Origin of the sequence: Rhizobium quercicola (assembly GCF_021168455.1) — a bacterium.
In the GTDB taxonomy this organism is placed as follows: Bacteria; Pseudomonadota; Alphaproteobacteria; order Rhizobiales; family Rhizobiaceae; genus Ferranicluibacter; species Ferranicluibacter quercicola.
On record NZ_JAJOZR010000006.1, the window covers coordinates 234,526 to 248,484 of the forward strand.

The window sequence follows — 13,959 nt, forward strand, 5'->3', positions numbered from 1 at the left end:
GCCCGCGGGGCGGCGTTCTCTCAGCCAGCGTTCGTCACACCTGTGTCCCTCCTGGGACCGGAGAGCCAAGACATGCTCCGTTACATCCTCCAGCGACTGGCCGGCATGATCGTCGTCATGTTCCTGGTCGTGACCATCGTGTTCGTCATCGTCCGCGTCACGCCGGGAGACCCGGCCGCGGTGATGCTCGGGCCCGATGCCTCGGCACAGGATATCGCCGATCTGCGCACGCGGCTCGGCCTCGACCAGTCGCTTCTCGTGCAATATCTCTTCTATCTCGGGCAGATGATCAAAGGGGACCTCGGCCAGTCGATCTTTCTCAACATGCCCGTGACGTCGGCCCTCCTCGACCGCGCCGAGCCCACATTCTTCCTGACGCTGTTTTCGCTGGCGATCGCCTGCGTCATCGCGCTGCCGATCGGCATCTATGCCGCCTATCGGCGAGGGTCCCTCGTCGATCAGGCGGCAACGACCGTCGCGATGCTGGCGGCCAGTATTCCGAGCTTCTGGCTGGGCCTCATCCTGATGCAGGTCTTCGCCGTCAATCTGAACATGTTTCCCGTTTCCGGCTATGGCGGGCCGGGCTCGACCTTTCTCGACCGCATGTATCACCTGACTCTGCCGGCCTTTGCGCTCGGGCTCGTCTCCTCGGCGCTGATCCTGCGCTTCACGCGCGCCTCGATGCTCGACGTGTTTGGCGACGATTATATCCGCACGGCGCGCGCAAAGGGCCTGATCGAGCGGAAGGTCGTGCTGAAGCATGCGTTGAAGAACGCGCTGATCCCCATCCTCACCGTGATCGGCCTGACCGCCGCGGTTCTCATCTCCGGCGCGGTCGTCACCGAGACCGTGTTCGGCCTGCCCGGCGTCGGAAGCCTCGTCGTCTCCGCCGTACTGCGGCGGGACTACCCGGTTATCCAGGGTGCGCTGCTGGTGATCGCCGGACTCTACGTCCTCATCAACTTTGCCATCGACATGCTTTACCTGCTGATCGATCCGAGGGTGCGCTACTGATGACAGATGTATCTCTCACGACAAAGCCACCTGCCAGCGACGCAGCGAGGTTCATCCGCCGCTTTCTGCGGCGCAAGACGGTCGTCGCCGGGCTTGGCATCCTCGTTCTCTTCGTCCTTCTGGCGGTGCTCGCACCATGGATCGCGCCGTATTCGCCCTCGAAGCTGTCGATCGTCAACCGGCTGAAGCCGCCGAGCGAGATATTCTGGTTCGGCACGGACGAGTTCGGCCGCGACGTCTTCTCCCGCACGATCTATGCGGCACGGCTTTCGCTTCTCGTCGGCGCGGCCGTGGTGGTTCTCTCGGCGGTCATCGGCGTCACGCTCGGGCTGCTCGCCGGGTTCTTTCAGCGGCTGGACACGCCGATCGCCCGCCTGATCGACGCGATGATGGCCTTTCCGGATATCCTTCTGGCGATCGCGCTGGTCGCGGCGCTCGGACCCTCGTTGACGACGGTGATCGTGGCGCTGTCGATTGTCTATGCGCCACGGCTCGCCCGCATCGTCCGCGCCTCGACGCTCGTCATCCGCGAACTGCCGTATGTCGAGGCGGCGCAAGCGCTCGGCATCTCCACCTTCCACATCATGACGCGGCACGTGCTGCGCAATCTCCTGTCGCCCATCCTGGTACAGGGAACGTTCCTCTTCGCCAGCGCCATGCTCGCCGAAGCCGGCCTGTCGTTCCTCGGGCTCGGCGTCAGCCCCGATGTCGCGACCTGGGGCACGATGATTGCCGCCGGGCGCCAGTATATCGGGCAGGCCGGCTGGATGACCTACTTCCCCGGCTTTGCCATCATTCTTTCCGTCCTGTCGCTGCAGATGGTGGGCGACGGATTGCGGGACATGCTCGACCCCAGACTTCAGAAGGACTTGTGACATGACCGGCGAAACCCAGAAGCCGCTCCTCCTTTCCAATGTCAGGCCGATGGCCTTCGGCCAGTCCGAATCCAGCCCTGCCGGCAACCTTGGAGCCGATGGAACGACCGACATCCTCATCGGTGCAGATGGTCGTATCGCGGCCATCGGCCAGGGGCTCGCGGTGCCCGGCGGCACGGAGCGCGTCGATGGAAAAGGCGCGTGGATGTCCCCCGGCTGGATCGATCTTCACGTTCACATCTGGCACGGGGGCACCGACATCTCGCTGCGTCCGTCCGAATGCGGCGCCGAGCGCGGCGTGACCACGCTGGTGGATGCAGGATCTGCCGGTGAAGCGAACTTCCATGGCTTCCGGGAATACATCATCGAGCCCTCGAAGGAACGCATCAAGGCGTTTCTCAATCTGGGTTCGATCGGGCTCGTTGCCTGTAACCGTGTCGCTGAACTCCGCGACATCAGGGATATCGACCTCGACCGGATCATCGAGTGCTACGCCGAGAACAGCGAGCACATCGTCGGCATCAAGGTGCGCGCGAGCCACGTCATCACCGGGTCGTGGGGCGTAACCCCGGTCAAGCTTGGCAAGAAGATCGCCAAGATCCTGAAGATCCCGATGATGGTGCATGTCGGCGAACCGCCGGCTCTCTACGACGAGGTGCTCGAAATCCTCGGCCCGGGCGACGTGGTCACGCACTGCTTCAACGGCAAGGCCGGCTCGAGCATCATGGAGGACGAAGACCTATTCGATCTCGCTGAGCGCTGCGCTTCCGAAGGCGTGCGGCTCGACATCGGCCACGGTGGGGCGTCCTTTTCCTTCAAGGTGGCGGAAGCGGCGATCGCGCGCGGGTTACTGCCGCATTCGATCTCGACCGACCTTCACGGCCATTCGCTCAACTTCCCCGTCTGGGATCTCGCGACCACCATGTCGAAGCTGCTCTCCGTCGGCATGCCCTTCGACAAGGTCGTGAATGCCGTCACGCATGCGCCGGCCGACGTTATCAAGCTTTCTATGGACGACAGGCTTGCCGTCGGCGCGCGGGCGGATTTCACCATCTTCGACCTTGTCGATGCCGACCTCGAGGCAACCGACAGCAATGGCGACGTCTCGCGCCTCACCCGCGTGTTCGAGCCGCGTTTCGCCGTCATCGGCGCCGAGGCGATCACGGCCAGCCGATACATTCCGAGAGCCCGCAGGCTCGTGCGCCACAGCCACGGTTACGCGTATCGCTGAGGCCGACAAACTGCATGACACAGGAGTTCTCGTGACACATCTTTCCACTTTCGCCGATCCGAAGACGACCACGCCCTATCAGCGCTTGGCCGACCTCGGCATCGAGCTTCCGCCCGCACCGCCGCCCATCGCCAATTTTCTGACCCATGTGATCGAGGGAAACATGCTGTATCTCTCGGGGCAGGGGACCCGCGAGGCGGACGGGCGCATGCGCACCGGCAAGGTCGGCGCCGAGATCAGCACCGAGGCGGCCTATGACGATGCGCGTCTGGTCGGCATCAACCTCATTGCCGTGATGCACGAGGCCCTTGGCGACCTGTCGCGCGTGAAGCAGGTGGTGAAGCTGCTCGGAATGGTCAACGCCGCACCGGAGTTCCGGGATCACCCCAAGGTCATCAACGGCTGCTCGGACCTCATCAACGCTGTCTTCGGGGAGGCCGGTCGGCATGCCCGGTCGGCCGTCGGCTTCGGCTCGCTGCCGGGCAACATCACGGTGGAAATCGAAGCCATCGTGGCGCTTAAGGATTGATGCCGTGAGGAGACGTTCCGTGCTGCCGCCAGCCCATCAGGGCCTCGATCCGCGCCGCCGAAGCCTTTACACGGTCGGCATAGCCGGCCTTGTCGGCAAAGGCCTTCTGTTCGGGAAGGACGATGGAGATGGTCGCAACGCAGTTGCCGTTGCGATCGACGATGGGCGACGCAATGCACGCAACCGCATAGTCGGATTCACCGGCCTGGATGGAGAGCCTCTCTTCGAACGCCGTGCGCGCAGCATCCGACAGGGTCTCGGCATCCACCGCCGCGCGGCCGGTCGGCGACATGCGGGCACCACGCCGGAAGAGTTCGACGCGCTTGGCTTCCGGCATATGCCCGACGAGCAGCCGGCCGGAGGCCGTCCAGTTGAGCGGCACGCGGGTGCCGACCCGCGATGCGACCTGGAAATGGCTCGGCCCGTCAGCCATGGCGAGCACCAGCATGTGCTCTGCATCGCGACCGCAGACCTGCACCGTCTCACCGGCATCCCGGCAGAGGTCATGCATTTCCTGCGTGGCGACGCTCATGAAATCCAGCGAACGGGCATAGGCAAGGCCATAATGGTAGAGCCTGGACCCCAGCCACAACGTGCCGTCGCCATTGCGAGCAAGCATGTTCTTTTCCACAAGGTCGTCGATGATGACATAGACCGTGGAGAGCGGCGCGCCGACAGCCTTGGCAATGGCGTAGGCGCCGGCCGGGGCACCGGTCTCGTAGAGATGATCGATAACCTGAAGAGCCCGGTCGATCCCGCTGACGCGCGAGCGGCGCATGCTCTTTTCCGTGGTTTCGGAAACCGGTTCCGAGGCTTGCCTGTTCACAACAATCGTCCCGCATATCCGTCCTGTCTATTGCAGTATTATGGCATAGGCTCTGAAAGAGCAAGAGATGCCCGCGGCGTCACGACGTCGCGCAGCCTGGAGAACGACCATGTCCGCTGATATCCGAACGACCCTCGGCCTTCGCCCCGTGATCAACGTGTCAGGAACCATGACGAGCCTTGGCGCGTCGATCGTCGTGCCGGAAGCCATCGCCGCGATGACGGCGATCCTGCCGCATTTCGTGGAGATCAACGCGCTGCAACGTCAGGCAAGCGCGGTGATCGCTCGCATGACCGGCGGGGAGGCGGGCTTCATTACGGCGTCGTGCTCCGCCGGCGTGAGCCTTGCCGTCGCCGGAACCATTACGGGGCCTGATCTCCTTGCGATCGAGCGGCTGCCGGAAACAAACACCGAGAAGAACGAGGTGCTCCTGCAGATGGGGCATGTCGTCAGCTACGGCGCTCCGGTCGATCAGGCCATCCGCATCGCGGGTGGCAAGGTCGTCATGATCGGCCAGGCGACATCGACGCATCGCTATCACATGGAAAATGCCATCACCGAGAGGACCGCAGCGGCCGTCTACGTCGTGTCGCATCATGTCGTCGACTACGGTCTGCTGAACCTAAAGGAATTCGTCGAGATCGCCCATGCGAGAGGCGTCCCGGTGATCGTGGATGCGGCATCCGAATACGATCTGAAAATCTTCCTCGCGCAAGGAGCCGATATCGCACTCTATTCGGGCCACAAGTTTCTCGGGGGCCCCACCTCCGGCATCGTTGCCGGTCGAAAGGATCTGGTCCGCAACGCCTTCCTCCAGAACATGGGCATCGGGCGCGGCATGAAGGTCGGTAAGGAGAGCATCTACGGCGCAATGGCGGCGCTGGAAGCATGGGAGACGCGCGATCACGCGGGTATCCGGGCTCGGGAAGCAGGCGCTCTCGCGCTCTGGAAGGAAACGCTCGACGGTCGCCCCGGCGTCACCGCGCTGATCGAACCCGATCCGACGGACAACCCGCTCGACCGCATGCGTGTGATCATCGATCCACAGGAGGCGCATATCACGGCCTGGGACCTTGCCGCAGCGCTCCGATCGGGCGACCAGCCGATCATCGTCCGGGATCACGAGGTCGAGCACCGCTATTTCTACCTCGATCCGTGCAATCTGCATCCGGGTCAGGAGCATATCGTCGCCACCCGTCTCGCCGAGGAACTCGACAAGGCGCGTGCCTCCAACGCGATGATCGCAACCCCGATCGAAGACCTCAGCCGACACCGCTTCGACGGGATGCTGCGCTGGCCGGACTGACCGCGGCAACCGAACAGAACGAGCGGAGACGAGAAACGATGGGAATGATCATGACGACGCAACAGGCCCACACCCGTCAGACCACGCCGCCAGAGGCGCAACCGGTGCTCTCCGTCGAGGCGCTGCGAACGTCGTTCCGCGTCGATGGCGCGTGGAAACCAGTCGTCCGCGATATCTCCTTCACCATCGCGCCCGCCGAGACCGTGGCGATCGTCGGCGAGTCCGGGTCCGGCAAGAGCGTCACGTCGCTGTCGATCATGCGGCTTCTCCAGCCCGATACGAGCCGCATCGAGGGTCGGGTCATGTTGGGGGGCCGCGATCTCCTATCCTTGCCGGAGCCGGAGATGCGCAAGGTGCGCGGCAACGATGTCGCGATGATTTTCCAGGAGCCGATGACCAGCCTCAATCCGCTGTTCACGATCGGCGACCAGATCTCGGAGGCGATCCTCTGCCATACGGCGATGAGCAAAGCGGACGCGCGCGCCGAAACCGTGCGCATCCTTGAAAAGGTTCGTATTCCCTCGGCAGCCTCGCGCTTCGACGAGTATCCGCATCGCTTCTCCGGCGGCATGCGGCAGCGGGTGATGATCGCAATGGCGCTTGCGACCAAGCCGAAGCTGCTGATCGCCGACGAGCCGACGACGGCGCTCGACGTGACGATCCAGGGTCAGATCCTCGATCTCATCCGGATGTTGCAGGACGAGGAGGGGACCTCCGTCCTGTTCATCACGCATGACATGGGCGTGGTCGCCGAGATTGCCGACCGGACCGTCGTCATGTATCGCGGCGAGCAGGTGGAAACCGGACGCACGACCGACATCTTTCACCGAGGCCAGCATCCCTACACCCGCGCGCTTCTGTCCGCCGTGCCTGTGCTCGGTGCCATGCAGGCCTATCGCCGCCCCTTGCGTTTTCCAACGGTCGATCCGGCGACCGGACTGTCCGCCGTCCCGGTCGAAGTCGCCGATACCGTCATTGCCTCAGGCGAGCCGACCCTGCAGGTCCGCAATCTCACCAAGCGCTTCGACATCCATACCGGTCTTCTCGGCAAGGTGAGCGGGCGTGTACATGCGGTCGAAAATGTCTCCTTCGACCTGCGCGCCGGTGAAACCCTGTCGCTGGTCGGCGAATCCGGATGCGGCAAGTCTACGACGGGACGGGCCATTCTCCGCCTGATCGAGCCAAGCAGCGGTTCGGTTCTCGTCGAGGGCCGCGAGGTTCTGACCCTTCCGAGGCGCGACCTGCGTGCGATGCGCAAATCTGTGCAGATGATCTTTCAAGATCCGTTCGCCTCGCTCAACCCGCGCATGACGGTGGGAGCCGCGATTGCCGAACCTTATCTCGAGCACCGGCTGGGCAGTTCGAAGGAGGCAAAAGCGATGGTCGCCGATCTTCTGGAGAAGGTCGGCCTTACCCCGGACATGGCGTCGCGTTATCCGCACGCGTTCTCCGGCGGTCAGCGCCAGCGGATCTCGATCGCGCGTGCGCTCGCCCTCTCTCCCAAGATCATCGTGGCGGATGAGAGCGTTTCGGCACTCGATGTCTCGATCAAGGCGCAGGTCATCAATCTGATGCTCGACTTGCAGCAAAGCCTCAACCTTGCCTTTCTGTTCATCAGCCATGACATGGCCGTCGTCGAGCGCGTCAGCCATCGTGTCGCCGTCATGTATCTGGGAGAGATTGTGGAGATCGGGCCGCGGAGCGCCGTCTTTGGCAATCCTCAGCATGCCTATACGAAGAAACTGATGTCCGCCGTGCCGGTCCCGGATCCCGACCGTCGGCGTGAGACGCCGATGGCCGCTGCCGATGAACTGAGGAGCCAGATCCGTCCGGCAGATTACGTGCCAGTGCAGCGGAAATTCCGCGTCGTTTCCGAGGGGCACCTCGTCGCCACCTAGCCCAGGTCAGTGATCGCGCCTCGACGATATCGTGCTAGTCGGTGATGGAAGTCTTGGCTTGCATCGTCTTCCACCCAGCACGGACGGTAGGCGAGCCTTCGGCAACTTATGACTTTGGGAATTCAGTGCCTGCCTGATCCGCTTGACGTGGTTTTGACAGAGATGACGATCTCCCCACAAAGGTGCTGAGCGACGGACGGGAGTCGTCGTTCGCTGGGCTCGTGCCCTATCCATGACACCAACCTTCTTGATCGGCTTAGATGGGAACAGTCTGAGAGCTGTCCGGCAGGCAACGCGCATCGTCAACAATGTACACCGGCACGACACGACACGCCGCGCATCGCGATTGAAGTATTTTCAATTCGGCGGCTCTGGAGAGATTTTTTCCAAAAACGGATGGTGATCCTATTCTCTGTAGGAAAATAACTCCACTGATTGGAAGACTGTTTCTTTGACGGACGGAAAATCTACCCCTAGCCTTGAACCGCTTCAATGGTTGAGGAAATGATGAAAAAGGGCCGTCCCACCATTACGGATGTTGCACGTGCCGCCGGTGTCTCCGTTGGCACCGTGTCCAATTTTCTCAATGGGACAGTGCCGGTCAAAGCCGAAACTGCCGATAGAATTCACGCAACCATCCAGAAGCTCGCCTATCGTCCAAGCGTGTTCGCGCGGTCGCTGCCGATGATGTCCGCCCGCAAAGCCAAGGCGTCCGAGGGTAATCCCCGGCTTCTCGTCGTTGGTCACATCTGCGTCGATTACCTCTGCCGCGTTCAGGTCCTGCCCCATCGCGACGACCGCGTGGCGGCAAGACACATCGATAAGGCGCTGGGTGGCCCGGCTGCCAATCTTGCGGTTGCCGCTGCCGCCGTCGGTTCGCCTTACGGGTTGCAAGTCGATCTCGCCACGTCAGTCGGCGACGACGCCGATAGCGAGTGGGCAATGGCTGAACTGCTGGCCCACGGCGTCAACGTGTTGCCGATCCGGCGGCCGAGCAAGAACCGACTGCCGCGAGCGATGGTGATCATCGAGGCCAACGGCGGCCGTACGATCATTCACGAGACCTTCGAGCTCACTGAGGTGGACCTCACCGCCAACATGGATATCGCGCCCGGTTCAGTGCGGTCGTGCCTGCACATTGAAGGGTTCCATTATGAACGAATGATGCCGTCGATTGCACGCTTCCACGCAGCGGGTTGGAATGTGAGCCTTCACGCCGCCGGCCTGCCCGAAGGATCGCGCAATCCGGACGCCTTCGAGCGGCTGATCGAGCAGATTGATCTGACCTTCATCAACGACGACACGCTGCGGGACATCTACGCGATCCGCACGCCGCTCGCCTCGATGATTGAGGAGGCGGCGCGGACGATCGCGCGGGTCAAGCGGCGCGGTGATGTGGTGCTGACGCTTGGTGAATTTGGGGCTGTCGTCTTCCGCAAGAGCGGCGGCCCGCCGATCGAAGTGCCGGCGCTGCCGGTCAGCCGAGTCGATGCGACCGGTGCGGGCGATGCATTCGCCGGAATTTTTCTGAGCCTCTGGCTGAATGGACAGGCACTGGTCGATTGCGCACGTCACGCCGCGGTCGGCGCCAGCCTGACCACCACCTCCGAAGGCGCGCAGGCCCGCACAGCCAGAGCGCAGGAACTCGAAACACTCCTTTCTGCCGTCGAGGCAAAGGCCGGATGATTTTTTAGACCACATAATCGCATGCATAGGAGACGGACATGATAACGAAGGTTTTGTTGGTAGGAGAGAGCTGGGTCAGCTCGGCAACCCATTACAAGGGTTTCGATCAGTTCGGGAGCGTGACCTTCCATCTCGGCGCCGAACCGCTGGTCGCAGCCCTTCAGGGCGAAGAGTTCGAGATCACTTACATGACGGCGCATGACTGCGTCGAAAAGTTCCCCTTCACGCTTGAAGGTCTTTCCGAATACCAGGTCATCCTGCTGTCCGACATAGGGGCGAATTCGCTGCTGCTGCCGCCTGCGGTATGGCTGCACGGCAAGCCGGTTCCCAATCGCTTGAAGATCATCCGCGAATGGACCCAGGCCGGCGGCGGGCTTGTCATGGCAGGGGGCTATTTCTCCTTCCAGGGCATCGACGGCAAGGCCCGCTGGCGGCGTACGCCTGTGGAAGAGGCTCTGCCCGTCACCTGCCTTCCCTATGACGACCGACTGGAAGTTCCGGATGGCTTTCATGCCGTCGTGACCGGGCCAAAGGACCATCCGATCCTACAAGGCATCGAAGGACAATGGCCGCTGCTTCTCGGTGCAAACGAGGTCGTCGCCAAGGAAGGCGATAGCATTCAGGTGCTTGCGACGCTGCCGGAAGAGGAGGGTGGTCATCCGCTACTCGTCACCGGCAGCTACGGCCGGGGCCGCACCGTCGCCTGGACCTCTGATATCGGGCCGCATTGGGTTCCGAACGAGTTCGTCGCCTGGGCTGGATACGCGACGATCTGGAAGAACATTCTTCGCTGGGCGGCCAATACAGCTGGCACGGCCAAGTGAACCTGCAGCGAACGCAAAGGACAGCACGATGACCGTTCCATTCCTGCGCGCAACCGGGATCACCAAACGCTTCGGCGCGCTTACAGCACTGAAGGGTGTCGATCTCGACATCAACTGTGGCGAGGTTCTGGCGCTTCTCGGCGATAATGGTGCCGGAAAGTCTACGTTCGTCAAGATCCTAGCCGGTGCGCATCCTCAGAGTGACGGCGCGTTGTTGGTCGAAGGCGAGCCTGTTCGCTTTGCCTCGCCCAAGGACGCGGCGAGCTCCGGAATCGCGACGATCTTTCAGGAACTGGCATTATCGGAGAACCTGTCGATCTCGGAAAATGTCTTTCTTGGACGTGAACTCAAGCGCTCTGTGCTTGGTGTTCCGTTTCTCAAGCGGAAGACGATGCGCGACCGGGTGGATGGCCTGCTGCACGAATTGGATGCACATATTTCCGATCCGGAAGCGCCTGTCGGCAGTCTTTCGGGAGGCCAGCGCCAGGCGGTGGCGATCTGCCGCGCGCTCAACCTAAACGCCAGGCTCGTCATTATGGATGAGCCGACGGCGGCGCTCGCCGTCGCTGAAACCCGCAAGGTGCTGCAGCTGACGCGCAAGCTTGCCGAACGAGGCTGCGCTGTCGTCCTGATCAGCCACAACATTGCCGATGTCTTTGAGGTCGCCGACCGCATGGTCGTTTTCCGCCGCGGTAGAAAGGTCGCGGAGCGGCAGAAAGATGAAACTAGCCCCGAAGAAATCGTCTCTCTCATCACAGGCGCTCATCCCGACGTGCGAGCGCTTGAACAAAACAGCCAATAAAGCGCGTCAAACCGTTCCAGAGAGGTTCCAATGTTTTCCAAACTCAAGACAATTCTCGCCGCATCTGCAGTGACGCTTGCGCTTGGCTCTTCCGCTTTCGCGCAAGACAAGCCGAAAGTAGCCTTCGTTCCTCAGCTGATCGGAATTCCCTACTTCAACGCCATGGAAGCCGGCGGCAAGCGCGCTGCTGAAGATCTTGGCGTCGACTTTATCTATTCCGGCCCGGTCGATACCAATCCAGTTGACCAGCTGCAGATTGTCCAGAACCTGATTGACCAAGGTGTCAGTGCCGTGTCCGTCAGCGTGCTCGACGCATCCGCTATCGCACCGGTCGTCGAGGCCGCCAAGGCAAAGGGTGTCAAGCTCTTCACCAGCGACAGCGACGCTCCTGACAGCGGCCGTGCCGTCTATGTCGCCCAGGCAACCGACGAAGGTCTCGGCACCACCATTATCGACGAAATGGTCAAGCGCGTCGGCGAAGATGCCAAGATCGGCATCGTCTCGGGTGAGGCCACGGCCTCCAACCTCAACGCCTGGATCGGCTTCATGCAGAAGCGAGCGAAAGAGAAGTATCCGAAGCTCACCCTTCTTGAGCCGCAGTTCGCCGGCGGCACGGCACAGCGTGCGGCACAGATCGCTGGCGACCTGATGACCGCAAACCCAGACATCAAGGGCATCATTGCGGTCGCCTCCTCCACATGCCCGGGCGTCGCTCAGGCGATCGAAACAGCCGGCAAGATCGGCGCGGTGGTTGGTACGGGCTATTGCAGCCCGAATACTGCGCGATCCTACCTCAAGAGTGGTACCTTCGGCTTCTCGGTGCTCTGGGATCCGGCGCAGCTCGGCTATTTGACAGTCTGGGCCGGCAAGCAGCTGATAGACGGCAAGCCGTTCGCGGCTGAAAACGTTGTGAAGGGCTTCGCCTCGCCGGTCACTTACGATGCCGGTAGCGGCATCCTGCTGCTTGGCCCTCCGGCCGTCTTTACCGCCGACAATGTCGACAAGTTCGACTTCTAAGGCTGGATGTAATTTGTGATGCGACAGTCAAGTCCACGTCTTCCTGCCATCGGCGGACGTGAAGGGGCGCTGCTTGGCGCCGTCATTCTCGCCTCGATCATCTTTTCTGTCGCGTCACCCTATTTCGCGACGGCAGGCAATGCCACGACCATCGCCCGCAACAGCACCGAGTTGATGTTGGCTGGTCTCGGCATGACCCTGCTCCTCGCTATGGGCAGTATCGACGTTTCCATTGGCATCCTCATGGGGCTTGCCGCCATCGCCGTCGCCCATGCTCTGCTGGCATCGGTTGCACCGGCACTCGCCCTGCTCGTCGGGCCGGCGGCGGGTGCAGCACTGGGCCTCGTGACGGCGCTGGTCGTCGTTCTCGGCCGCGTGCCGGCAATCGTCGGCACGCTTGGCCTTCTCGGCGTCTATCGGATGGGGGTCTTCGCACTTCTCGGCGGGCAATGGCTTTCTGGCCTGCCCGTCGGCCTCACGCAGCTTCTGTCCGTCACCGTGCTCGGCCTTCCCATGTCGATCTTTGCGATCGGGCTTGCCTATCTCGCGGTGTGGCTGGCGCTTCGCCGCACGCCTTACGGCCCGCATCTGCTTTCGATCGGAAATTCAGAGGAAAAAGCGCGGCTCTCCGGCGTGCCCGTCAGCAAGGTCCGGATCGCCACCTTCATCATCAGCGGCGCTCTGACCGGACTGGCCGCAAGCTTCTATGTCGCAAACTATCGTAACGTCGAAATGGCCATCGGCAGCACGCTGGCCCTCGATGCGATCGCCGCGGTTGTGCTCGGCGGCACCAGCATCATGGGGGGGCGCTGCAGCCTTCTCGGAACCGCACTTGGCGTCATCCTCCTGCGCATCCTGCAGAACGGCCTGCTGCTGATGGGCGTGCCGTCGCTCTGGCAGCCTGTTGTGACCGGCGCTCTGCTGATCGGCGTGCTCGCGCTTGAACTGCCGGCCTCACGCATGGGTGAATTCAAGGCAAGGTGGATGCAGCGATGAAACACCTTCTAAAACGCTCCGGCTCCAGCCGCATCCTCCTGCTTCTCGCCGTGCTGTGGATCGCCGTCATCTTGCTTTTCGCGGCGCTCAGGCCGTCGATGTTCAGCGCATCGACGGTGACGACTGTCCTGCAATTCTCGACCATCCTTGCCCTGGTCTCGCTCGGCCAATGCCTCGTCATTCTGGCCGGCGGTGCCGGTATCGATCTGTCGGTCGGTGGCACTGTATCGCTGTCGGTGGTGCTGGCTATGCTTGCGATCAAGGCCGGCATGCCGCCGGCACTGCTGCCGGTCGCCTGCGTCGTCTTCGGGCTACTGCTCGGCTTGCTCAACGGGCTATTGGTCACCTGGCTGAAGATCCTGCCGCTGATCGCGACGCTCGGCACGCTGTTCGTCTATTCGGGCATGGCTCTGGCGCTGACCGGCGGTGGAGCCCAATCGGGCGTGCCGACCTGGTTGCTCCCCTGGGGCAGGGGGATGATGCTGTCGCTGCCCATGCCGTTCGTGACGTTGGTGGTGCCCGTCTTCGTCATTGCCGCAGTGCTCCTTCTCTACAGTGCATGGGGTCGGTGGCTGTTCGCCATCGGGTTCAACGAGCGCTCGGCGCGCCTTGTCGGCATTCCCGTCGATCGCGCCCGGCTTCTGGTCTACGGTCTCAGCGGTCTGCTTGCCGGCCTGGCGGGGCTTGTCTCGATCGCGTGGCTCGGAAGCGCGAGGCCCAATATTGGGCAAAACCTGGAGCTTGAATCGCTGACCGCGGTGATGCTCGGCGGAGTCGCCATCACTGGCGGTATCGGCGGCGTAGGCGGCGTGATCGCCGCCGTCATCCTGCTCGTCACACTGAAGACCGGGCTCCTGCAGCTCAACGTCAACTCTGTCTGGCAGGTCGGTATCGTTGGCGCGCTTCTGATCGCCGTCCTGCTTATCGAACGTCTTTCAAAACGCTGGAGTTAACC

Annotated in this window: 13 protein-coding genes; 12 read left to right on the forward strand and 1 reads right to left on the reverse strand. The window is 62.4% G+C overall.

What is annotated here, in order from left to right; translation table 11 throughout:
- The first annotated feature begins 72 nt into the window (after positions 1–72).
- The 4 genes from LRX75_RS11225 to LRX75_RS11240 are packed head-to-tail and all read left to right on the forward strand — an operon-like array spanning position 73 to position 3,649.
- Positions 73–1,014 carry an ABC transporter permease gene (locus LRX75_RS11225; protein WP_231814383.1) on the forward strand — a complete coding sequence of 314 codons (942 nt, stop codon included), beginning with the start codon at positions 73–75 and terminating at the stop codon, positions 1,012–1,014.
- The gene (locus LRX75_RS11230) at positions 1,014–1,889 is read left to right on the forward strand and encodes an ABC transporter permease (RefSeq protein WP_231814384.1); all 876 of its coding nucleotides are present in this window, start codon (positions 1,014–1,016) and stop codon (positions 1,887–1,889) included. Before LRX75_RS11225 ends, LRX75_RS11230 begins: the two co-directional genes overlap by 1 nt.
- 1 nt (position 1,890) lies before the next feature.
- On the forward strand, positions 1,891–3,120 hold the full coding sequence (locus LRX75_RS11235; protein ID WP_231814386.1) for an amidohydrolase/deacetylase family metallohydrolase: 1,230 nt from the start codon (positions 1,891–1,893) through the stop codon (positions 3,118–3,120).
- A gap of 31 nt (positions 3,121–3,151) precedes the next feature.
- Positions 3,152–3,649 carry a RidA family protein gene (locus tag LRX75_RS11240; protein WP_110736571.1) on the forward strand — a complete coding sequence of 166 codons (498 nt, stop codon included), beginning with the start codon at positions 3,152–3,154 and terminating at the stop codon, positions 3,647–3,649.
- On the opposite strand, the gene LRX75_RS11245 is transcribed toward LRX75_RS11240, so the two are convergent.
- On the reverse strand, positions 3,639–4,427 hold the full coding sequence (locus LRX75_RS11245) for an IclR family transcriptional regulator (RefSeq protein ID WP_231814387.1): 789 nt from the start codon (positions 4,425–4,427) through the stop codon (positions 3,639–3,641). The two genes, LRX75_RS11240 and LRX75_RS11245, sit on opposite strands and share 11 nt — an antisense overlap.
- Before the next feature lie 157 nt (positions 4,428–4,584).
- Here LRX75_RS11245 and LRX75_RS11250 point away from each other — a divergent pair, with 157 nt between their 5' ends.
- The 8 genes from LRX75_RS11250 to LRX75_RS11285 all read left to right on the forward strand — a co-directional run bounded on the left by LRX75_RS11250 (position 4,585) and on the right by LRX75_RS11285 (position 13,957).
- Positions 4,585–5,781, forward strand: coding sequence for an aminotransferase class V-fold PLP-dependent enzyme (locus LRX75_RS11250; protein WP_231814389.1), 1,197 nt, complete (start codon positions 4,585–4,587; stop codon positions 5,779–5,781).
- 50 nt (positions 5,782–5,831) lie between these two features.
- Entirely contained in the window at positions 5,832–7,679 is a 1,848-nt protein-coding gene (locus tag LRX75_RS11255) for an ABC transporter ATP-binding protein (RefSeq protein WP_231814390.1), read from the forward strand.
- A 492-nt stretch (positions 7,680–8,171) separates the two neighbouring features.
- On the forward strand, positions 8,172–9,365 hold the full coding sequence (locus tag LRX75_RS11260) for a carbohydrate kinase family protein (RefSeq protein WP_231814392.1): 1,194 nt from the start codon (positions 8,172–8,174) through the stop codon (positions 9,363–9,365).
- A 38-nt stretch (positions 9,366–9,403) separates the two neighbouring features.
- Positions 9,404–10,189, forward strand: coding sequence for a glutamine amidotransferase (locus LRX75_RS11265; RefSeq protein WP_231814393.1), 786 nt, complete (start codon positions 9,404–9,406; stop codon positions 10,187–10,189).
- Between the two features lie 28 nt (positions 10,190–10,217).
- Positions 10,218–10,991 carry an ATP-binding cassette domain-containing protein gene (locus LRX75_RS11270; RefSeq protein ID WP_231814395.1) on the forward strand — a complete coding sequence of 258 codons (774 nt, stop codon included), beginning with the start codon at positions 10,218–10,220 and terminating at the stop codon, positions 10,989–10,991.
- A gap of 30 nt (positions 10,992–11,021) precedes the next feature.
- Positions 11,022–12,008 carry an autoinducer 2 ABC transporter substrate-binding protein gene (locus LRX75_RS11275; RefSeq protein WP_231814397.1) on the forward strand — a complete coding sequence of 329 codons (987 nt, stop codon included), beginning with the start codon at positions 11,022–11,024 and terminating at the stop codon, positions 12,006–12,008.
- Between the two features lie 18 nt (positions 12,009–12,026).
- Positions 12,027–13,004, forward strand: coding sequence for an ABC transporter permease (locus LRX75_RS11280; RefSeq protein WP_231814398.1), 978 nt, complete (start codon positions 12,027–12,029; stop codon positions 13,002–13,004).
- Positions 13,001–13,957, forward strand: a complete 957-nt coding sequence (locus LRX75_RS11285; RefSeq protein ID WP_231814400.1) for an ABC transporter permease — start codon at positions 13,001–13,003, stop codon at positions 13,955–13,957. The genes LRX75_RS11280 and LRX75_RS11285 overlap by 4 nt, the downstream gene beginning before the upstream one ends.
- Positions 13,958–13,959 lie beyond the last annotated feature (2 nt).

Coding starts and splice junctions, on each gene's coding strand:
- LRX75_RS11225 (WP_231814383.1), top strand. CDS start 73: ATGCTCCGTTACATCCTCCAGCGACTGGCCGGCATGATCGTCGTCATG.
- LRX75_RS11230 (WP_231814384.1), top strand. CDS start 1,014: ATGACAGATGTATCTCTCACGACAAAGCCACCTGCCAGCGACGCAGCG.
- LRX75_RS11235 (WP_231814386.1), top strand. CDS start 1,891: ATGACCGGCGAAACCCAGAAGCCGCTCCTCCTTTCCAATGTCAGGCCG.
- LRX75_RS11245 (WP_231814387.1), bottom strand. CDS start 4,427: ATGCGCCGCTCGCGCGTCAGCGGGATCGACCGGGCTCTTCAGGTTATC.
- LRX75_RS11250 (WP_231814389.1), top strand. CDS start 4,585: ATGTCCGCTGATATCCGAACGACCCTCGGCCTTCGCCCCGTGATCAAC.
- LRX75_RS11255 (WP_231814390.1), top strand. CDS start 5,832: ATGACGACGCAACAGGCCCACACCCGTCAGACCACGCCGCCAGAGGCG.
- LRX75_RS11260 (WP_231814392.1), top strand. CDS start 8,172: ATGGTTGAGGAAATGATGAAAAAGGGCCGTCCCACCATTACGGATGTT.
- LRX75_RS11265 (WP_231814393.1), top strand. CDS start 9,404: ATGATAACGAAGGTTTTGTTGGTAGGAGAGAGCTGGGTCAGCTCGGCA.
- LRX75_RS11270 (WP_231814395.1), top strand. CDS start 10,218: ATGACCGTTCCATTCCTGCGCGCAACCGGGATCACCAAACGCTTCGGC.
- LRX75_RS11275 (WP_231814397.1), top strand. CDS start 11,022: ATGTTTTCCAAACTCAAGACAATTCTCGCCGCATCTGCAGTGACGCTT.
- LRX75_RS11280 (WP_231814398.1), top strand. CDS start 12,027: ATGCGACAGTCAAGTCCACGTCTTCCTGCCATCGGCGGACGTGAAGGG.
- LRX75_RS11285 (WP_231814400.1), top strand. CDS start 13,001: ATGAAACACCTTCTAAAACGCTCCGGCTCCAGCCGCATCCTCCTGCTT.